The organism is Streptomyces sp. JLBG701, assembly GCF_058544905.1.
On sequence record NZ_CM178588.1, the window covers coordinates 7380634 to 7401043 of the forward strand.

Consider the following 20410-nt stretch of genomic DNA (forward strand, 5'->3'; position numbering starts at 1 on the left):
GGACCCCGCGCCCTCCGAGAGGTGATCGACCATGCGAAAGATCGTCCTGATGATGTCCGTGTCCCTCGACGGCTATATCGAGGGCCCCGGTCGCGACATCGGGTGGCACCGGGTCGACGCCGAGCTGCACCAGCACATGAACGACACCATCGGACAGATGGGCGCCCTGCTGCACGGCCGGGTCGTCTACGAGCTCATGGCCGACTTCTGGCCCACGGCCGACGCCGATCCGGATGCCGACGCGATCACCGTGGAGTTCGCCCGTATCTGGCGGGAGATGCCGAAGATCGTGTACTCGCGGACCCTGGATCACGCCGACTGGAACTCCACCGTCGTCCGGGACGTCGTCCCCGAGGAGGTCAGAGCGCTGAAGGAGCAGCCGGGTGGTGACATGGGGCTCGGCGGGGCCGATATCGCCGCCGCGTTCCTACGGCAGGACCTCGTCGACGAGTTCCGGATCTACGTCCATCCCGTCCTCGTCGGCAGCGGCAAACCCCTGTTCCCGGCGGGCGGCACGCTGACCTCCCTCCGGCTCATCGAGTCGCGGACCTTCGGGAATGGCGTCGTACTCCTGCGCTACGAGCGTGACGACACCGGCGACGCGTAGTCGATAACCCGTTGTTCGGTGCGGGCGCGCTGGGTAGGAAAGGGGACATGACTGGACTCGGCGCTGTCTTCCGGCCCCAACTGCCCCCCGAGCGACTGCGTGCGGTGGCCCGCCTCGCGGACGACACGGGGCTCGACGAACTCTGGCTGTGGGAGGACTGCTTCCGTGAGGGCGGTATCTCGGCGGCCGCCGCTGCCCTCGCCTGGACCGAACATGTTCGTGTCGGCATCGGGCTGCTGCCCGTGCCGCTGCGGAATGTCGCCATCACCGCGATGGAAGCGGCCACGCTTCATCGCATGTTCCCAGGGCGCGCGATCATCGGCGTCGGGCACGGTGTGCAGGACTGGATGGGGCAGGTCGGGGCGCGGGTCGAGTCGCCGGTGACGTTGCTGCGGGAGCATCTCGACGCGTTGCGTGCCTTGCTCCGTGGGGAGCGGGTCACCACGTCCGGGCGGTACGTCACGCTCGACGACGTTGCCCTCGACTGGCCGCCGGAGGGTGAGGTCAAGGTGCTTGCCGGGGCCACCGGGCCGCGTTCGCTGCGGCTTGCCGGTGAGGCGGCCGACGGGACCGTTCTGACCGCGAGCACCCCGCCCGAGCTTGTCCGGCGGGCCCGTCAACTCATCGACGAGGGACGGAAGTCGGCCGATCGTCTCGATCCGCACGAGGTGGTCGTCTACCTCCTCACCGCCACCGGGGACGACGCCGCCGAGCGGCTCCACGCGGAGCTTGTCGCCGAGGGGCTCGGAGCGGTGCCCGATCTCGGGGTCGCGGGAGACGCGGCCGCCGTTGCCGACGCGGTTCAGCGGCTCGTGGATGCCGGGGCCGACACGGTGATCCTTCAGCCGACGGGGGACGAACCTGATCCTGAGGGGTTCGTGCGGTTCGCGGCGTCAGCCGTGCGGCCGCTGGTGGGGTGAACGTCCCGGCGTTTGTATCGCCCCCGCCGCCCCTACCCGTCCCATCCCTGGGGGCTGCGCCCCCAGACCCCTCTTTCGGCCCCGAAAGGGCCTCGTCCTCAAACTCCCCCAGAGGGGGGACCCCAGACGGGCTGAAGTTACCTGGACCGGCGCTGAGAAGTGGCCCTGAGAAACGGCCCCGAGAAACGGCCCCGAGAAGCAGACGTGCAACACAGCCGCCCAGCCCTCGAAAACCGGTGGAGGCCCCTCACAACCCCCTGCCAAGATCCCCCTATGCTGCCGAACCACCCCCGCCCCTTCGAAGACCTCGTCGCCGAAGGGGCCTCCGTCCCCACCGCCGGCTGGGACTTCTCCTGGTTCGAGGGGCGGGCCACCGAGGCGCGGCCCTCCTGGGGGTACGCCACGGCCAAGGCCGAGCGGCTGGCCGGCGCCACCGCCGCGCTCGACATCCAGACCGGGGGAGGCGAGGTTCTCGACTTCGCCCTCGGCCGGGCGACGAAGGCACCCGCCCTCACCGTCGCCACCGAGGGCTGGCCGCCCAACGTCGCCAAGGCCACCGCCCTCCTCCGCCCGCGCGGCGTCGCAGTCGTCGCCTCGACCGAGGACGCGCCGCTGCCCTTCGCGGACGAGGCCTTCGACCTCGTCACGAGCCGGCACCCCGTCACCCCGCACTGGCGGGAGATCGCCCGCGTCCTCCAGCCCGGCGGCACGTACTTCGCCCAGCACGTGGGCCCCAACAGCGTCTACGAACTCGTCGAGTACTTCCTCGGCCCGCAACCCGAGGCCCTGCGCAACGCCCGCCACCCCGACCGCGACCGCGCCGGTGCCGAAGCCGCCGGCCTCGACATCGTGGACCTGCGCGCCGAACGGCTGTGTATCGAGTTCCTCGACATCGCCGCCGTCGTCCACTTCCTGCGCAAGGTGGTGTGGATGGTCCCGGACTTCACCGTCGAGAAGTACGACCCCCAACTCCGCTCCCTGCACCAGCAGATCGAGTCCGAGGGCCCCTTCATCGCCCACAGCACCCGCCACCTCTTCGAGGCCCGCAAGCCGAAGCAGCCGCCTCAGGCGTGAGGCCCCGTGGGATTGTCCAGGAACTGTCGTTCCGGGCGGCGTGCGCTTGCCTCGTTCCATGTGGTGCGCGGGGGCAGGGGGCGACGCCAAGCCCGCACGAGGTCCGTTTGTGACCTACCGCACAGGGACGTTTGCTGCGGCCTCCGAGCGCACTTTGCTGGCAAATCGGACGATCAGTGCATTCGCGAACGGATCACCCCTGAATCTCCACGAGTTGTCCACATCGTTACCCCGAGCGGCTCGCATCGCCCGCGAGGCTGAAGTAAGTTCAGACCAAGGTAATTCGCGTAAGCAAAGCTGCGCGGGCGGTACCGCGCAGTGGAGGGGGCTGCGCGGTGCCGCGAAACCGGCGCCCGCGTCAAGCGGGCGTTCGCGGTCGGGGTAGTCCTTGCGGGGGACACCGGGGCCGACTCGCCGGGCGGTCCCCGGTTGGCTCAATACAGTCCGGACCCCTCCACGCTCACCCCGATTTCTCGGGATTCTGCTGTGAATCAGCCATGATCAGGCCCCGAATCGGCCCTTTCGAGCCCCCTGACGCGTCGCCGTCCGACTCCGGAGAGTAGTTATCCGGCGCCAATGCACACGGCATCACTTACAAAGGGTTATGGTGGAAACCCCCCCTCGGGCCGGTCCATCTCCCCCCCATGGACCGGCCCGATTTTTTGTGCCCAGATATATGCGCAAGGGGACGCGTCATCGGGCGTCGGCAGCAGCGCCCCTAAGGGGCGCGGGGCTGTGTCGATATGCGGCTCCGCCGCGCGGGCGCGACCAGCCCCCACGCACCGGTACTCCCGAACGCACCGGATCCACCCCCAACCGAGGGCCCCCAAACCGACCCCCACCCCATAACCCCGCCCAAGCCCCACAGGGGTAAGCTGCCCAACCCGGGGACCGAACCCGCACGGAGGGGCTGACAACACGTGAACCCGCGCGACACCCTGCGCCGCCTGCTGGTGCGGTTCTACACACGCAGGGTGGAAGGCCACCTCGACCACGCCCAGGTGCCCAAGCACATCGGCGTCATCATGGACGGCAACCGTCGCTGGGCGAAGGCGGCCGGCTCCACCACCGTCCACGGTCACCGGGCCGGTGCGGACAAGATCGAGGAGTTCCTCGGCTGGTGCTCCGAGACGGACGTGGAGGTCGTCACCCTCTGGCTGCTGTCGACGGACAACTTCGACCGCCCCCAGGACGAGCTCGGCCCGCTCCTCGACATCATCGAGAACGTCGTGAAGTCCCTCGCCGCGGACGGCCGCTGGCGCGTGCACCACGTCGGTACGTCCGACCTGCTGCCGTCCGGGATGCAGACCACCCTCAAGGAAGCCGAGGAGTCGACCGCGCACGTCGACGGGATACTCGTCAACGTCGCCATCGGCTACGGCGGCCGCCAGGAGATCGCCGACGCGGTCCGCTCGATGATCCTCGACGCCGCCGACAAGGGCACCTCCCTTGAGGACCTCGCCGACAACGTGGACGTGGACCTCATCGGCAGCCACCTCTACACCGGAGACCAGCCCGACCCCGACCTCGTGATCCGCACCAGCGGCGAACAGCGGCTGTCCGGATTCATGCTGTGGCAGACGGCGCACTCCGAGTACTACTTCTGCGAGGTCTTCTGGCCGGCCTTCCGCAAGGTCGACTTCCTGCGCGCCCTGCGTGATTACGCGGCGCGTCACCGCCGTTACGGCGGCTGACCGGCAGCGCCGATATGAGGCGAAGGTCACCCACTTTGGTGCGGAAGTAACAAAGAGTTCACCAGCGCGCCGTCGTATGGCGTGGCATGGCGGCGCATGTTCGAGGGCATAAGCCAAGCAGGTCGATGCCCGAACCACGGGTGTCGGATCTCAGCGGGCGGCTCGGGGCCGTCCGCCCGGGAGGCCCTTTGCACCAGCACGATCGTGCGGTCACAGCACGGACGAAGCAGCGGAGGGCCGGTTCTCGGCCCGTGCATCGCGGCCGTCAACCGGTCCAGCTCCTCTCCGTCGCTCCCCGACCTCTTCCGAGGGGGTACGTCCTTCCGTGGTGACCAGCACAAAGCGCCACAAGCCAGACCGGCGCACTTATGTTCTCGACACCAGCGTCCTGCTGGCCGACCCGAACGCTCTGAGCCGCTTCGAAGAGCACGAGGTCGTGCTCCCGATCGTTGTGGTCACGGAGTTGGAGGCCAAAAGGCACCATCCCGAACTCGGATACTTCGCCCGGCAGGCTCTGCGCCTGCTGGACGACTTCCGGGTCCGGCACGGTCGCCTCGACGCCCCCATCCCCGTCGGGGAGCTGGGCGGGACCGTCCGTGTCGAGCTCAACCACTCGGACCCCAGCGTGCTGCCCAGCGGCTACCGCCTGGGGGACAACGACTCCCGCATCCTCGCGGTCGCCCGCAATCTGCAGGCGGAGGGATTCGACGTCACCGTCGTGTCGAAGGACCTCCCGCTGCGGATCAAGGCCTCGTCCGTCGGTCTCCTCGCCGAGGAGTACCGCGCCGAACTCGCCATCACGGACTCCTCCGGCTGGACCGGAATGTCCGAACTGACGCTGGCCGGCGAACAGGTGGACATCCTCTTCGAGGAAGGGCACGCCTATGTGCCCGAGGCCGCCGAGCTGCCCGTGCACACCGGGCTGATGATCCAGTCCGAGCGCGGCAAGGCGCTCGGCCGGGTCACACCCGAGGGCAACGTCCGCCTCGTGCGCGGCGACCGGGAGGTCTTCGGCATCAAGGGCCGCAGCGCCGAGCAGCGCATCGCGCTGGATCTGCTGCTCGACCCGGACGTCGGGATCGTGTCGATGGGTGGCCGGGCAGGCACCGGCAAGTCGGCGCTCGCGCTGTGCGCGGGCCTGGAGGCGGTCCTGGAGCGCCGCCAGCACCAGAAGGTGATGGTCTTCCGTCCGCTGTACGCGGTGGGCGGGCAGGAACTCGGCTATCTGCCCGGTTCCGAGGCCGAGAAGATGGGCCCCTGGGCACAGGCGGTCTTCGACACGCTGTCCGCGGTCACCAGCCGCGAGGTCATCGAGGAGATCACCGCGCGCGGGATGCTGGAAGTCCTCCCGCTCACCCACATCCGCGGCCGTTCACTGCACGACGCGTTCGTGATCGTGGACGAGGCGCAGTCACTGGAGAGGAACGTACTTCTGACCGTTCTGTCCCGAATCGGCGCCAATTCGCGGGTGGTTCTCACCCATGACGTGGCCCAGCGGGACAACCTGAGGGTCGGGCGGTACGACGGTGTCGTCGCCGTCGTCGAGAAGCTGAAGGGGCATCCGCTCTTCGCGCACGTCACGCTGACCCGGTCCGAGAGGTCCCAGATCGCGGCCCTTGTGACCGAAATGCTGGAGGATGTGCAGATCTGAGTTCCCCTGCCCCAAGTGCTCAACTTGAGGTAGCTACTCATTAGTTGGCGCCGTTCGGAAAGGCAGTAAGCCTATCCGGGCGGCGCCTTCGCGTGTCGCGGTTTCTCAAAATCCCCGGGGGTAAACGGGATGTGAGCTTTCACACGCAACTCAGAATTGCCTTGCGACGTCTGGGTGCGGCAGAGTCTCACTCCTGTCAGGCCCCGCATACGACACATCTGCACCCCCAGCGGTGCAGCACCACAGCAACATCACAGCCAACTCCATACCGACGTCGTATGCCGCCCGCGCACCACGCGGCGCTCCCCTCGCGGGAGTTGCCCACCGGGCCCGTGCCTCCCGTGACCCCGCAGTTGGGAGGCCAGCGTTCAGGGGCACGATTGCGTCCGCCAGGGTCACCGAAGCGGGCGATGCTGGAAGGAAACCGTGTGAGCCGGATTTCGGTCCGGGGATTCGCAGTGGCCTCGGCCACCGCGGTCACCGCAGTCGGAAGCGTCGTCGGCGTTGCCTCGGGCAGCGTCGCGCAGAACAACGACGCCGAGGCGGCGGCAACCGACCTGACGCTGCTCGCGGACATACCCGCGGGCCAGCAGGCCCAGGTCCAGACCGCGTCCCTGACGCAGCAGGCCGAAGTACAGGCCATCGCGGCCGACGCCACCGCCAAGAAGGACGCGGAGGAGTCGGCGCGCAAGAAGGCCGCCAAGGACGCGGTCGCCAAGAAGGAAGCCGCGGAGCAGGCCGCCAAGGAGCGTGCGGAGGCGGAAGCCGCCAGCCGTTCCGCGACCAAGAGCGCCTCCGACTTCGCTGTCCAGAGCTCGTACTCCGTCGCCGAGATCCAGGCGATGGCCCGCTCGATGGTGGCCAGCGACCAGTTCCAGTGCTTCAGCAACATCGTGGACCACGAGTCCAGCTGGAACTACACGGCCGTCAACGCCTCCTCCGGCGCCTACGGTCTCTTCCAGGCCCTGCCGGGCTCCAAGATGTCGTCCGCCGGTTCCGACTGGCAGACCAACCCCGCCACCCAGATCAAGTGGGGCCTCAACTACATGGACAGCCGCTACGGCAGCCCGTGCGAGGCCTGGTCGTTCTGGCAGGCGAACCACTGGTATTAGGCCGACGCTGAGCCGCGTTTTTCCACGCGGCCGCTCAACCTTGCGAAGCCCCTCCCCGTCATAGGGGGAGGGGCTTTCGCCATGTACGGTCGGACGGGACGACTCCGGGGGGAGTGGTGGGGAAGGACGGGGGAAAGGGACGGATCATGTCGCGAGTGCTAGGGTGGCTCGGTCGGCTCGGCGCCGGACTGACGGAAATGGGTGAGCGGCTGGACGAGCGCCGCGCCGAGGTCGACCGGGAGCAGACGGAGCCCGAACCGCCGCAGCGGCCGCCGGACCCACCGAGCGCACCGAGCGCGAGCGACACCCACGACCACGTCCCATCCCCACCACTGCCGGCCTACGCCCCCGTCGTCCCCGCCCGCCCCCGCCCCGACCCCGTGCAGGCCGTCCCGTGGGGCGTCCGCGTCGCCGCCGAGGCCGGCTGGCGGCTGCTCGTACTGGCGGGCACGCTCTGGGTGCTCATGCGGGTCATCAGCGCCGTACAGCTGGTGGTACTCGCCTTCGTCTCCGCCCTGCTCATCACCGCCCTGCTCCAGCCCGCGGTCGCCCGCCTCACCCGCCACGGCGTCCCGCGCGGCCTGGCCACCGCGCTCACCGCGATCCTCGGCTTCGTCATCATGGGCCTGATCGGCTGGTTCGTGACCTGGCAGGTCATGGAGAACATCGACAACCTCTCCGACCAGGTCCAGGACGGCATCGACGAGTTGCGCAACTGGCTGCTCAACTCGCCGTTCCACGTCACCGACAAGCAGATCAACGAGATCGCCGAGAACCTCCGCGACGCGATCGGCGCCAACACCGACCAGATCACCTCCGCGGGTCTGGAGGGCGTGACGGTCGTCGTCGAGGCGCTGACCGGGATCCTGCTCGCCGTCTTCTCGACGCTCTTCCTGCTGTACGACGGCAAGCGGATCTGGGAGTGGACGCTGAAGCTGGTGCCCGCGGCGGCTCGGCCGGGGGTGGCCGGTGCCGGCCCGCGCGCGTGGCGCACGCTCACGGCCTACGTCCGCGGCACGGTGGTCGTCGCCCTCATCGACGCGGTCTTCATCGGCCTCGGCATCTACTTCCTCGACGTCCCGATGGCCGTACCGCTGGCCGTCTTCATCTTCCTGTTCGCCTTCATCCCGCTGGTGGGTGCGGTGGCCTCCGGGGCGTTGGCGGTGGTGGTCGCGCTGGTCACGCAAGGCGTGTTCACGGCGGTGCTGGCGCTGGCGGTCGTGCTCGCGGTGCAGCAGATCGAGGGCCACATCCTTCAGCCCTTCATTCTTGGGCGTGCGGTGCGGGTCCATCCACTGGCGGTGGTGCTTTCGGTGGCGGCCGGGGGGATGGTGGCGGGGATCGGGGGTGCGATCGTCGCGGTGCCGTTGGTGGCGGTGACGAACACGGTGGTCAGCTATCTGAAGTCGTATGCGGCAAATCCAGCAACACCGTTTCCGCCTCCAACGTCACCCCCACCGCCTGTACCACCGACGCGATCTTGAAGGCCTCCTGGATCACCTCGCGGCTCACGCCCGCCTTGCGCAGCACCTGCTCGTGCGAGTCGAGACACGCGCCGCAGGCGTTGATGGCGGACACGGCGAACGCCCACAGCTCGTAGTCGACCTTGTCGACCCCAGGGTCGCCGATGACGTTCATCCGCAGGCCCGCCCGCAGGGTGCCGTACTCGTGGTCCGACAACAGGTGCCGCGTCCGGAAGAAGACGTTGCTCAGCGCCATCGCGGCCGCCGCGGCCTTCGCCGCCGTGTACGCCTCCGGCGACAGGTTCACCCTCGCCTCGGGCGCCAGCTCGCGCAGCACGATCGGCGACCGTGACGCGATCGCGGTGGCCAGCACCGTGCCCCACAGCTGCTGCGCCGGGAGCTGGGAGTCGCCGATGACCGAACCCAGGTTGCGCTTCAGCTCCTTGGCGTAGTCCGGCACGGCGGACTTCAGGGAATCCAACGACATCTCAGCTCACTCCAGGGGTTCTCAATCGGTCAAATGAGCGCCGAACACATCTATTTTAATCGCTCGCCTTTTCAACTTCCGTCAGCTGGCGGCAGCTAGCGATATCCCGGCCGGAATATGCGCTCGGACTGATACACATACCCCCTCAGTGCTACGCATAAGGCGTGTGTGCGAAATGCCCAGGGGGAGTGATGTCGGGCGTTCGGGATTCCCTGGGGCGGGTCGGTTACGACCGGCTGGCGCGCGCCCTGACCGCCTGTGGGCGCGAGGAGTTCACGGGGGAACTGCGGGTGTCCGGGTCACCCGGCGGCAGCTTTCATCTGCGGGACGGGCTCGTCGTAGCGGTCGAGAGCCCAGGGTCTCCCGGGCCGGAGGCGCTGCTGCTGCGCTCCGGCCGGGTCGGCGGGGAGCAGTGGGCCGAGCTGGTGCGGGAGTGCGGGGGCGCGCGCTGGCCGTCCGCCGGTCTGATCGCCCGTGGATACGCCGGAGCCGCCCAGCTCCGGGTCGTGTGTGTGATGGCGCTCCAGGACGCGGCCTTCGCCGTCGTCGCGGGCCGGGTCGACGACTGTGAACACGCCGCCGGCGGTGAGCCGTTCGCCCCGGTCGCCGTAGGTGAGACGCCTGCCCGGCTGTTGCAGGACGCGGCCCGCAAACTGGCCGCCGTCGCCGCCCTGCCGCACCCCGTACGCCCCGAACGGGAGCGGCCCGCCTCCGTCGCCTCCATCGCGGACGACCGGCTCACCGCCCTGCAACGGGAGTTGATCACCCACGCCGACGGCCGCCGCACCGCCCGCGACCTCGCCTTCCTCACCGGCCGCGGCGTCTACACCGTCACCGTCGAACTCGCGCGGATGCTCGGCGAGGGGCTCGTGGAGTGCGCCGGGGTGCCCGCGCCGATCCCGGTCGCCGTCCACGTACCGCGCGCCGTGCGCCACCGCGAGCCGCCGCCTCCCGTGCCGGCGGAGCGGCCCGGCCCTCCCGCCGCCCTCCCGCACCGGAAACCGGGCGCCAGCGGCATCACCGAATCCCTCACTTCAGGAAAGGGCGGACCGAGTTGGAAAGGGTTCTTCCGTCTGCGGAACGGAACCGCGAAATGAAGAAGACGAACAAGAAGAAGACGAACAAAAGAAATCAGTCATAGGGGAGTTGATTACATGGATCACCAAGCCCTGGCGCTGGAAATGCGCGGGCTGCGTGAGCAGGTATCCGGAATCACCGACACCGCCCTCGCGGCGGCCGACGGGCTGCTCATCGCGGCGGATACCGCCGACACGATCGACCCGGAGGGCCTCGCCGCTCTCGCGGCGGCCGGTCTCGGCCTCGCCCAGCGCACCGCCGCCGCGACCGCACGCGGCACCTTGCGCCGAACAGTCACCTACGGCAGCCACGGCTGTGCCGCCTTCTACGCCGTCGGCGACACCGCGCTGATGGTCGTACTCGGAGACGAGGGCATCGACCTCGACCGGTTGCACCACGCGACACAACCGACGCTCGACCGCATCGGCTCGATTCTCCAGGGAGTGTGAAGGGATGGCGACGAAACGCATGACTCCAGGCTTCTCCGACCAGGTGATGGGCCTGGTCAAGTCCCTCCGTACCGACGCCCCGGACTGTGTGGCCTCGGGTGTGGTCGACATGTCGACCGGCATGCTGCTCTCGTACGAGACCGTCGACAACCACCCGCCGGAGGTCCTGGACCTGCTGGCGGGCGCGACCCTCGACCTGTTCCAGGGCCGTACGGTCGTGATGATCGAGGACGTCTTCAAGGAACGCCGGGGGATCACCAGTGAGCACCATTTCTTCCAGGAGATCCTGGTCAACAGCGAGAACCTCACCCATCTGTTCGTCCGCATGACCGAGCAGCAGGACGTGGTCGCCGTGGTCGTCTGCCGCAAGTCGGTGAATGTGGGGATGCTCTTCGCCCAAGTGCGAAGGGTGGTACGGGAGTACGGCCTCTGACGGAACCGAGGGACTGACAGGCAACACGGCAGTGGGCCCCTCCCGGTCGGGAAGGGCCCACCCGTGCGACCGACTGCCGTCTACCGCCTATTCCGTGCGAAGGCCGTCCGGGCGCATCAGCCGCAGCAGCGGCGGCAGGCTGAACAGCGTCACGACGAGGACGACCGCCGCGCCGATCCCGGTCATCGACAGGACGCTCGCCCAGTCGACGCTCACCGCGGTGTCGGTCATCTTCAGCAGGACCGCGCCCAGCGTCAGGCCCACCACGGACGCCAGCAGCAGACCCAGCGCGATCGGGATCGCCGTCTGCCACAGCACCGACAGGCTCAGCGTGCGCCGCCGGGTGCCGAAGGCGACCAGCGCCGACAGCAGCTTCCGGCGCTCGCGCAACTGCTCCAGCTGCGAGACCAGCAGGCTCGCGCCGATCAGCGCCAGTACACAGGCCGCGCCGACGAACAGGCCGGTGCGGATGGAGGCGTACTGATCGGACTCGTCGCTGTTCGACCACAGCATGGCGTCGGCGAGCGGATCGACGGCCGCCGCCGTGTTCCGGACGTGCTCCAGCACGTCGGGTACGGACCTGTCCAGGTCGAGGTAGACCTGTCCGTCCAGGGCCGGCGCGACAGCGGCGGGCAGCGCGCCCGGGGTGAGCAGGAAGCCGCCGCGCTCGTAATCCGTCATGTCCGGACGGGACTTGGCCTCCAGCACACCCTGCGGCACGGTCCAGGAGACCTCCTGGTTCTTGGGGGAGTCCTCGTAGCTCGGGTCCAGATACAGGGTCCGGCCGGCCTTCGCCAGCTTGGCCGTGTCGTCCTCGAATTCGTCGCCCCGGATGGCGAAGATGTCGCCGTCGCGGCACGAGGGCAGGTCCGCCAGGGTGCGCAGGGACGCGCAGTCGCCGACGGTGAACGAGGCGGTGGTCTCGGGGTCCTTGCGCTTCTCGCCGAGGTAGCCCTCGGAGTACGCGTAGACCTCGCGCACGCCCTTGGTCTGCCGGAACTCGCCGGTGGCGGTGGCGAGCGGCACCTGGCTCGGCACGGACACCTGCATCTGCGCCCGGGTGGTGTCGTACCCCGTGGACTTCGTGTAGTCGCTCTGGACGCCGGCGAACAGCATCTGGAGCGCGATCGCGCCGGCCACCGCCACCGCGATCCCGTTGACCATGCGGGCCGCCGTACCGCTGCTCAACTGGAGCCTGCGCACGGCGAGTTGCCAGGCGACTCCGCCGGCGCCGAGCCGGACGACGACCGCCTCGACGATCCACGGCAGCAGCGCGGTCACGCCGACCAGCAGCAGCATGACGCCGCCGATGACCAGGTACTGGTTGAAGTCCCCGTTGGTGGCGCCCTTGCCGATCATCGGGTAGAGCATCGCGAGCCCGGCCAGCGGCACCAGCAGCCGCCACCACAGCCGGCGCCGCGGGGGCTTCGCCGTACGGACCACGCCGAGCGGCTCGATCACCACCCCGCGCAGCGCGAACAGCGTGACCAGCACCGCCGCGGCCGGCACCGCGAGGCCGACCAACAGGGCAAGTGCGGGGGAGGGGTTGAGATAGCTCGGGAACACACTGACGTCGAAGACCTCCATGGAGCCCGCGATCTGACGGCCGATCAGGAAGAAGGCCGTACCGAAGACCAGACCGAGGACCGCGCCCGCGAGCGCCTCCCCGGCCGCGATCCGCTTCGTCATCCGGCTGTCGGAACCCACCAGCCGCAGTGCCGCGAGCCGTCGGTCGCGCCGCTCGCCGCCGAACCGCACGGCCGTCGCGATGAAGACGCCGACCGGCATCAGCAGCACCACGAAGACGACCAGGACCAGCAGGAGCAGGACGGGGTCCATCTCCTCCTCGGACGTCGTGCCCTGGTCCCCGAACCGGTCGATACGGGTCACCCGGGCGCCGTTTATCTGCGCCGCGAGTCCCTCCCCGCCCTCGTAGAAGGCGAGTTCGGCCGAGCCGATCAGACCGCTCTCGGCGATGGTGCCGACGATCCGCTCCGGCAGCCGCTCCCGCAGCAGCTTCCCGGAGTCCGACTCCAGCAGCTCCTTCAGCGCGGGGGAGACGACCATCTCGCCCACCGCCGGGAACTTCTCCACCCCCGGCGGCAGCGGCGCCTTCGGCCCCTCGGGCTCCAGCGCCCGCCCTCGGACGTCCTTGTTGCGGAACGTCGTACCGACGCTCGCGACCACCAGGGTGTCGTCCGCCTTCGGGACCACGGTCTGGCTCATGGTGAAGTCGGTGCGTGCGCTCTCCCGCTCGCGCCGGGCGTCCAACGCGCTCGGTATCGCCGTCGTGAGCAGCAGCAGCGCCACCCCGAGGCCGACACCGACGGCCGTCAGCAGGGCCCGGACCCACCCCTCGCGCCCGCCGGTGAAGGCGAACCGGACCCCCATGGCCAGATCTCTGGACCACTGCCGTGTGTTCACGCGATCCGCTCCATGTCCCGGGACTTGCCGTCCCGTACGACGATCTCGCGGTCGGAGTACGCGGCGACCCGGGCCTCGTGCGTGACGAGGACGACCGCGGCGTTCGTCGACCGGGCGGCCTCCGTCAGCAGCTCCATCACCCGCTCGCCGTTGAGGGAGTCGAGCGCGCCCGTCGGCTCGTCCGCGAACAGCACCCGCGGGCCGGTGACCAGCGACCGGGCCACGGCCACCCGCTGCCCCTGACCGCCGGACACCTCACCGGGCCGCTTGCCCTTGAGGTCGTCGACCTCAAGCCGCTCCATCCAGGACAGCGCGGCCCGCTCGGCCTCCTTGCGGGAGGTCCCGTTGAGCCGCAGCGGCAGGGCCACGTTCTCGACGCAGGTCAGCTCGGGCACCAACTGGCCGAACTGGAAGACGAACCCGAAGTCGCTCCGCCGCAGCGCACTGCGCTGAGCGTCGCTCATGGTCGCCATCTCCCGCCCGTTGTACGTGATCGACCCCGAGTCGGGCGTCACGATCCCGGCGAGACAGTGCAGCAGGGTCGACTTGCCCGACCCGGAGGGCCCCATCACGGCGACGACCTCACCGGGATGGATGGAGAACTCGGCGCCGTCGAGCGCGGTCGTGGGCCCGTAGGCCTTGCGCAGCTCCTCGGCCGCGAGCAGGGAACCAGGGGGAGGAGTCATCGGGCCACCGCCTCGGCGAGTTTGCCGAGCCGCGCGGCTGTCAGTTCCAGCCAGCGCAGATCGGCTTCGAGATGGAACAGGGCGTGGTCGCAGATCAACTGGTCCGCGAGATCGCCCTTGCGCTTGCGGTCGGTGAGGATCCGCATCATCCGCAGGTGCTCGGCGCGCTGGGTGTCGAGTATCTCGCCGGCGTCGCGGTGGGTGAGCAGGGCGAGGACGACCTTGGTGTACAGGGTCGACTGGAGATACGGCTCGGGCTTCTCCGGCGTCGCGAGCCACCGCTGTACGTCGGTGACCCCCGCCTCGGTGATCGCGTACCGCTTCCGGTCGGGCCCGTCGCCCGCCTCGATGCCGTCGACTTCGACGAGCCCGTTCTTCAACAGGCGCGACATCGTCGAGTAGACCTGGCCGTAGTGCAGCGGCCGGTCATGACCGAACTTCTCGTCGAAGGCCCGCTTCAGGTCGTAACCGTGACGGGGCCCGGACTCCAGGAGTCCCAGGAGTGTGTGACCGATGGACATGGAGAGGACTGTACACAGGGCGTATACCTCGTGTGTATACGCCGAGTGTGTAGACCGCTGGTGGAGCTACGACGGTGCAGGTGGGGGCCGATTGTCACGGTTCTGCTACTGCGGCGGTCGTAACACTTTGCGCGTCCCTGGCAACCCTCAACCCCTCTCATGGGTCGGTTCCACTGGGACGGGTGCTGATTGTCACGTCCGTAAAAGACCGGATCACGGCACGTTTGTCATATAGAGCGGTGTTAGTTTGCTGAGCTGACCTGAGCCACGAACCTGTGTGACACCCGATAACGGAGCGGAGCAGACGGACCCATGGGGCGAGCGGATGAGAGACGAGCGCGACAGCGTGGTGGCCACCGCGCGGCGCCCAAAGGCCGCTCCTCGGACGGGAAGGCCGGGGCGACCGGGAAGGGCCGGATACGCAGGCTGTTCACCTGGAAGAAGATGCTCGGCACCTTCCTCGGGCTGTGTGTGCTCGGCATGGGTGCCTTCATCGTGCTGTACATGATGATCGACATCCCGGAGGGCAACGCCGACGCGAAGCTGCAGAGCAACGTCTACAAGTACAGCGACGGCGCGGTCCTGACCCGCGACGGCAAGGTCAACCGCGAGATCGTGGGCCTCGACAAGGTCCCCGCGGCCGTCCAGAAGACCTTCGTCGCCGCCGAGAACAAGACCTTCTACAAGGACGCCGGCGTCGACCTCAAGGGCACCGCCCGAGGTCTGTACAACACGCTCTCCGGCAAGGGCGCGCAGGGCGGTTCGACGATCACCCAGCAGTACGTCAAGAACTACTACCTGACCCAGGACCAGACCGTCACGCGCAAGCTGAAGGAACTGGTCATCTCGCTGAAGCTGGACCGCGAGAAGTCCAAGGACTACATCCTCGCCGGCTACATCAACACCAGCTACTACGGCCGCGGCTGCTACGGCATCCAGGCCGCGGCGCAGGCCTACTACCGGGTCGACGCCGAGAAGCTCACGGTCGCGCAGGGCGCGTACCTCGCCGCGCTGCTCCAGGCGCCGAGCCAGTACGACTGGGCGGTCGCGTCCAAGGACGGCAGGGCGCTGGTGAAGGCCCGCTGGAACTACGTACTCGACAACATGGTCGAGGAAGGCTGGCTGGACTCCTCCGAGCGCGCGGACATGACGTTCCCGGTGCCCAAGGAGCCCAAGGGCTCGGCCGGTATGGAGGGGCAGACCGGCTACCTGGTGGAGGCGGCCGACGCGGCGCTGGAGAAGCAGCTCGTGGCCCAGGGCACGGCAGCCGACAGCGACGAGGCGCAGGCGCTGGTCGACGCCGGCGGCTGGACCATCACGCTCAACATCGACAAGAAGAAGCAGGCCCAGCTGGAGAAGTCCGTCAAGGCGCAGCTGACCAGCAAGCTCGACAAGAAGAAGCGCGACGTCGACGCGGACATCCAGGCCGGCGCGGTGTCCGTCGACCCGAAGACGGGCGCGGTCGTCGCGATGTACGGCGGCGTTGACTACCTCCAGCACTTCCGGAACAACGCGACCCGCACCGACTACCAGCCCGCCTCCACCTTCAAGCCGGTGATCCTGGCGGCCGCCTTCGACGAGGGCGCCGAGACGCGCAGCGGGAAGGCGATCACGGCGAACACGATCTACGACGGCACGAGCAAGCGCCAGGTCCTCGACAGTGACGGCGACAAGGTCGGCTTCGCCCCGGAGAACGAGGACGACCAGAACTACGGCAACGTCACCGTGCAGACCGGCATGAACAAGTCGATCAACTCCGTCTACGCGCAGATGGGCGTCGACGTCGGCATGGACAAGGTCCTGGAGACCGCCGGCAAGCTCGGCATGGACACCAAGGATCTGCAGGCGGTGCCCGCGCAGACCCTCGGCACCATGGGCGCGAGCCCTCTCCAGATGGCCGGCGTGTACGCCACGCTCGACAACCACGGCAAGAAGGTCACCCCGGCGATCATCAAGTCGGTCGAGCACAACTCCAAGACGGTCGAGCTCCCGGACCCGATCGGCGACCAGGTCATCAGCCGCGAGGCCGCCGACTCGGTCACCTCGGTACTGACCGGCGTGGTCGACGACGGTACGGCCAAGACGTCCGTGCGGGACAACTCGGCCCGCAACGGCCAGCAGGTCGCCGGCAAGACGGGTACCTCCGACGAGAACAAGTCGGCCTGGTTCACCGGCTACACGCCCGACCTGGTCACCTCGGTGGGCCTGTTCGGCGAGGACGCGAAGACCGGCTCCCAGGTGTCGATGTACAAGGCGGGCGGCTTCGAGCGGATCAACGGTGGTGGATTCCCGGCGCAGATCTGGGCGGCGTACACCTTCGGCGTGACGAAGAAGGCCAAGTTCGACCTGGACACCGACCAGGGCGCGGCCGTACAGCCGACCTACACGCCGTCGTCCACACCGACGCCGACCAGGTCGACCCCGTCCGAGACGCCGACCACCGAGGAGCCGACGACCGCGGCACCCACGACGTCGGCGCCGGAGACCCCCACCGAGGAACCGACGACGGAGGAACCGTCCGAGACGCCGACGACCGTGGAGCCCACGGACGGGGCGACGACGGCGCCGGAGGATCCGCTGGAGGACTTCGGCAGCCAGTGACCGCAGGAAACGGGGGCGCCCGGTGTCCGAAAGACACCGGGCGCCCCCGTTTCGCGCTTTCCTGGTCGGCTCAGCTGTGGTTCAGCTCGAACCAGACGACCTTCCCCGTACTCAGCCGCGTCGCACCCCACCGCCTGGCCAGCCGGTTCACCAGGTAGAGGCCGCGCCCGCCCTCGTCCGTGGCGCGCGCCTGCCGCAGGCGCGGCAGTTGTGGCACGTCGTCGCCGACCTCGCAGCGCAGTACGTCGGTGCGCAGCAGGCGGAGCGTGATGGGCCGGGAGGCGTACCGCACGGCATTGGTCACGACCTCGCTGACCAGCAGCTCGACGGAGTCGGTGAGATCCTCCATGCCCCACCGCTCCAGCGCGCGCCGGGCCAGCCGGCGGGCCTTGCCGGGCGCCATCTCCTCCGGCTCCAGGAACCAGTACGCCACATCGCTCGGCGCGATCCCGTCGAAGCGGGCGGCGAGCAGCGCGATGTCGTCGTCCCGGTCGCCCGGGCCGAGCATGTCGAGCACCTCGTCGCACAGCGCCTCAAGGGGCGGCGGATGGTCGGGCCCGGTCAGCTGCGCGGTAGCGGCGAGCTTCTCGCGCAGCTGCTCTATCCCGGTCCACACGTCCCGCAGACGCGACTCGACAAGCCCGTCGGTGTAGAGGAACAGGGTCGCTCCTGCGGGCGCGTCGAGTTCTACGGCCTCGAAGTCGACGCCTCCGACACCGATCGGCGCGCCTGGCGGCACCCGCAGCACCTCCGCCCTGCCGCCCAGGTGCAGCAGCACGGGCGGGGGATGGCCGGCGTTGGCGATGGTGATCCGATGCGATACCGGGTCGTAGACCGCGTAGAGGCAGGTCGCCATGCGGTCGGTGCCCAGGCGCTGGGCCTGCTCGTCGAGGTGGTGCAGGACCTCCTGCGGGGGCAGGTCGAGGCCGGCGAGGGTCTGCGCGGTGGTGCGCAGCTGGCCCATGATCGCGGCGGAGGTCATGGAGTGGCCCATGACGTCGCCGACGACCAGGGCGACCCGGCTGCCGGGCAGCGGGATGGCGTCGTACCAGTCGCCGCCGACGCGCGCGGTCTCGGCGGCGGGCAGGTAGCGGGACGCGAGGCGTACGCCGGTCGGCCTCGGGAGCGTCTCCGGCAGCATGGTGCGCTGCAGCTCGTCCGCGATGTAGGCCTCGCGGCCGTACAGCACGGCCTTGTCGATGCCGAGGGCGCTGTGCGTGGCCAGCTGGGCGGCGACCAGGAGGTCGTCGGCCTCGAAGGCCATGCGCTCGGGGCGGCGCAGGAAGAGCGCGGCTCCGATGACCCGGCGGCGGCCGCGCAGCGGCGCGAGGATGGCGCGCTGTCCGTCCGGCACGATCGACTCGCCGCCCTCACCGAGGAGTTCGGGCAGTGCGGCGCGGGCGGCGGGGGAGTCGGCGAACACCGGCCGTACACCCCGCAGCACCTCGTTGAGCGCGCCGCCGGGCCGCACCTCGCACAGTTCGGCGGTGACCGCGGACAGGTCGGCGAGCTCCGACGGCTCCGGCTCCGGCCCCGAGATGGGCATGAAGCCACCCTCGGTGTCCCGGTCCTCCGGAATCCGGTCGGTGCGGCGCAGGCGCAGCACGACGGGCCCGGTGGGCCGTTCGTCGCCGACCGGCAGCGGGTCGCGCAGATAGACGAGGATCGCGTCCGAGAAGGTCGGTACGGTCGCCCGGCACAGCCCCATCACGATCTCGTCGAGGTCGATGCCCCGCGCGATCCGCCGGGTCGCGGCGCCGACGAACCGCAGCCGGTCCCCGTCCCGCCGCATGGGCACGGGACGGCCGGGCTGCAGTCCCTGCCCCTTACGGCGCTCCTGGCCGGAAGCGGCCTTCGACGCCCGCGCCGGCTCGCCGCCACCGCCCGCCTGGACCGGAATGCCCTCGGCGGCCGGCGCGGGCCGCGGACGGAGAGTGTCCGGCTCGACGGGGGCGGACGGCTGGGAATGCTCGGAGCCGTTACCGCTCAAGGACGGGTCCGGGACGTCTTGTCGCTCTTTCTCCTTGTCGCCCTGATCGGGTAAACCGACGCCACCGGAGCCGCCGCCCGGTCGCGAGGACTCCGGGGTACGCAGGAGCGCCCCGCGGGGGTCCGTGGGGTCGGCGCCCGGCTGGGGGCGCTCGTAGGAGATGGGGTGCTCCGTCACGCGTGTCGAATCCGTCCGTCCGGGGCTGCGCACCGTGCACGCAGTTCGTCCCGCCGAAATCCCGATACCCGGAATACTTGCCCCAGGAACAGAATTCCAGCGTGGTCAGAGGCTGTTCCTGTGTCACCGGCGAACCGTCTGCTGTTCGTACCGGTGTTGCCCTCGTACCCCTCGCTCACGTCCTGCCGCCCCTCGGTGACGTACGGTCAAGCCCGGTGCATGTTCCGGGAGTTACTGCTGTGTGCGCTTGCGGAGGACGATCCTACGGTTGTGGACCGGGGGCGCATCAAGGGTCTCATGTGGACAAGTGCGCGGGCGTGCGGTCCCAGTCCTCCGGAAGTGAAGGTACAGCCCAGGACGGATCCGGGCGCCAATACTGCCAGCCGTCCGAGAACGGCGGCCCCCAGGCGCGGATCACCTCCACCGCCGACAGCCCCGCCGCCCGTACCTTTTCCGCGAGTTCGGGGTCCATCAGCCCGTCCCGCTGGGCCTGCGCGAACTCGTCCTCGTCGAGCCAGGACCAACTCCCGTCCGGGTGGACGGAGATGTCCAGGAAGTGATCCTCGGAATCGACCCCGCCGCCCCAACGGGCCAGCGGTTCCTCAAGATTCACATACCAGTTCTTGAACTCCCAGCCGGGTCCCCAGAACAGCCACACCGACCACGGCTCACCGGGGCGCGCGAGCTTCAGCACCCCGGTCCCGAACCACCGGTCCAGCTGCACGGTCCGCGGCTTGGTGTACCGCGACTCCAGCGGCTCCCCATGCACGGGCGTACCGTCGGCGAGCACCGGCTTCACGCACTCGGTACCGGGCGCCATCCAGACGGCGAGCAGCTCGTCGTCATCCCGGACGACGGTGACGGGGCGCGCGATATGGAAACCCGCGCCGCCGTTCTCCCGGTATCGCCACAGGATCTGACTCCCGGGCGCCCAGTACACGGTCGACGTGTCCGTCCCCGTTCTCACGCGTCGTCTCACCGCTCCACCGTCTGCCATGGACAGATATTAGGTGCCATAGGCATACGACGCTGCGGTGCGCGTCA

At 69.3% G+C, this 20410-nt stretch carries 17 protein-coding genes; 11 read left to right on the top strand and 6 right to left on the bottom strand.

Annotation, left to right across the window (positions count from 1 at the left end; all coding sequences use genetic code 11):
* Positions 1-31 precede the first annotated feature (31 nt).
* From AC5DRG_RS34275 to AC5DRG_RS34305, 7 genes are all read left to right on the top strand, one after another.
* Positions 32-607, top strand: a complete 576-nt coding sequence (locus AC5DRG_RS34275) for a dihydrofolate reductase family protein (RefSeq protein WP_491803413.1) — start codon at positions 32-34, stop codon at positions 605-607.
* A 47-nt stretch (positions 608-654) separates the two neighbouring features.
* Positions 655-1527 carry an LLM class flavin-dependent oxidoreductase gene (locus tag AC5DRG_RS34280; RefSeq protein ID WP_491803415.1) on the top strand — a complete coding sequence of 291 codons (873 nt, stop codon included), beginning with the start codon at positions 655-657 and terminating at the stop codon, positions 1525-1527.
* Positions 1528-1800: 273 nt separating this feature from the next.
* Complete coding sequence (locus AC5DRG_RS34285; protein ID WP_491803416.1) at positions 1801-2601, top strand: class I SAM-dependent methyltransferase; 801 nt, start codon at positions 1801-1803, stop codon at positions 2599-2601.
* 920 nt (positions 2602-3521) lie between these two features.
* Positions 3522-4295: an isoprenyl transferase gene (locus AC5DRG_RS34290; protein WP_491803417.1), complete on the top strand. Its 774-nt coding sequence runs from the start codon at positions 3522-3524 to the stop codon at positions 4293-4295.
* Between the two features lie 325 nt (positions 4296-4620).
* A complete protein-coding gene (gene phoH2 / locus AC5DRG_RS34295; protein ID WP_491803418.1) occupies positions 4621-5946 on the top strand; it encodes an RNA 5'-3' helicase PhoH2 in 1326 nt (441 codons plus the stop codon).
* Positions 5947-6356: 410 nt separating this feature from the next.
* Positions 6357-7058: an aggregation-promoting factor C-terminal-like domain-containing protein gene (locus AC5DRG_RS34300; RefSeq protein WP_491803419.1), complete on the top strand. Its 702-nt coding sequence runs from the start codon at positions 6357-6359 to the stop codon at positions 7056-7058.
* A 146-nt stretch (positions 7059-7204) separates the two neighbouring features.
* Positions 7205-8542 (top strand): AI-2E family transporter, encoded by a 1338-nt coding sequence (locus AC5DRG_RS34305; protein WP_491803421.1) that lies wholly within the window; start codon positions 7205-7207, stop codon positions 8540-8542.
* On the opposite strand, the gene AC5DRG_RS34310 is transcribed toward AC5DRG_RS34305, so the two are convergent.
* Positions 8451-9008, bottom strand: coding sequence for an alkyl hydroperoxide reductase (locus tag AC5DRG_RS34310; protein WP_491803422.1), 558 nt, complete (start codon positions 9006-9008; stop codon positions 8451-8453). The two genes, AC5DRG_RS34305 and AC5DRG_RS34310, sit on opposite strands and share 92 nt — an antisense overlap.
* A gap of 191 nt (positions 9009-9199) precedes the next feature.
* Here AC5DRG_RS34310 and AC5DRG_RS34315 point away from each other — a divergent pair, with 191 nt between their 5' ends.
* The 3 genes from AC5DRG_RS34315 to AC5DRG_RS34325 are packed head-to-tail and all read left to right on the top strand — an operon-like array spanning position 9200 to position 10967.
* Entirely contained in the window at positions 9200-10105 is a 906-nt protein-coding gene (locus AC5DRG_RS34315; RefSeq protein ID WP_491803423.1) for a MarR family transcriptional regulator, read from the top strand.
* A gap of 57 nt (positions 10106-10162) precedes the next feature.
* Positions 10163-10534, top strand: a complete 372-nt coding sequence (locus AC5DRG_RS34320; protein WP_491803424.1) for a roadblock/LC7 domain-containing protein — start codon at positions 10163-10165, stop codon at positions 10532-10534.
* Between the two features lie 4 nt (positions 10535-10538).
* Positions 10539-10967, top strand: coding sequence for a hypothetical protein (locus AC5DRG_RS34325; protein ID WP_491803425.1), 429 nt, complete (start codon positions 10539-10541; stop codon positions 10965-10967).
* Positions 10968-11054: 87 nt separating this feature from the next.
* Here the strand turns inward: AC5DRG_RS34325 and AC5DRG_RS34330 are convergent, their stop codons facing one another.
* The 3 genes from AC5DRG_RS34330 to AC5DRG_RS34340 are packed head-to-tail and all read right to left on the bottom strand — an operon-like array spanning position 11055 to position 14598.
* Positions 11055-13391, bottom strand: coding sequence for an ABC transporter permease (locus tag AC5DRG_RS34330; RefSeq protein ID WP_491803426.1), 2337 nt, complete (start codon positions 13389-13391; stop codon positions 11055-11057).
* Positions 13388-14077: an ABC transporter ATP-binding protein gene (locus AC5DRG_RS34335; protein WP_491803427.1), complete on the bottom strand. Its 690-nt coding sequence runs from the start codon at positions 14075-14077 to the stop codon at positions 13388-13390. The genes AC5DRG_RS34330 and AC5DRG_RS34335 overlap by 4 nt, the downstream gene beginning before the upstream one ends.
* Complete coding sequence (locus AC5DRG_RS34340; RefSeq protein WP_491803429.1) at positions 14074-14598, bottom strand: PadR family transcriptional regulator; 525 nt, start codon at positions 14596-14598, stop codon at positions 14074-14076. Before AC5DRG_RS34340 ends, AC5DRG_RS34335 begins: the two co-directional genes overlap by 4 nt.
* 312 nt (positions 14599-14910) lie before the next feature.
* Here AC5DRG_RS34340 and AC5DRG_RS34345 point away from each other — a divergent pair, with 312 nt between their 5' ends.
* Complete coding sequence (locus AC5DRG_RS34345; RefSeq protein WP_491803430.1) at positions 14911-17199, top strand: transglycosylase domain-containing protein; 2289 nt, start codon at positions 14911-14913, stop codon at positions 17197-17199.
* A 70-nt stretch (positions 17200-17269) separates the two neighbouring features.
* Here the strand turns inward: AC5DRG_RS34345 and AC5DRG_RS34350 are convergent, their stop codons facing one another.
* Positions 17270-19366, bottom strand: coding sequence for a SpoIIE family protein phosphatase (locus AC5DRG_RS34350; protein WP_491803432.1), 2097 nt, complete (start codon positions 19364-19366; stop codon positions 17270-17272).
* A gap of 295 nt (positions 19367-19661) precedes the next feature.
* Positions 19662-20363: a cytidylyl-2-hydroxypropylphosphonate hydrolase gene (gene fomD / locus AC5DRG_RS34355; RefSeq protein ID WP_491803433.1), complete on the bottom strand. Its 702-nt coding sequence runs from the start codon at positions 20361-20363 to the stop codon at positions 19662-19664.
* Positions 20364-20410 lie beyond the last annotated feature (47 nt).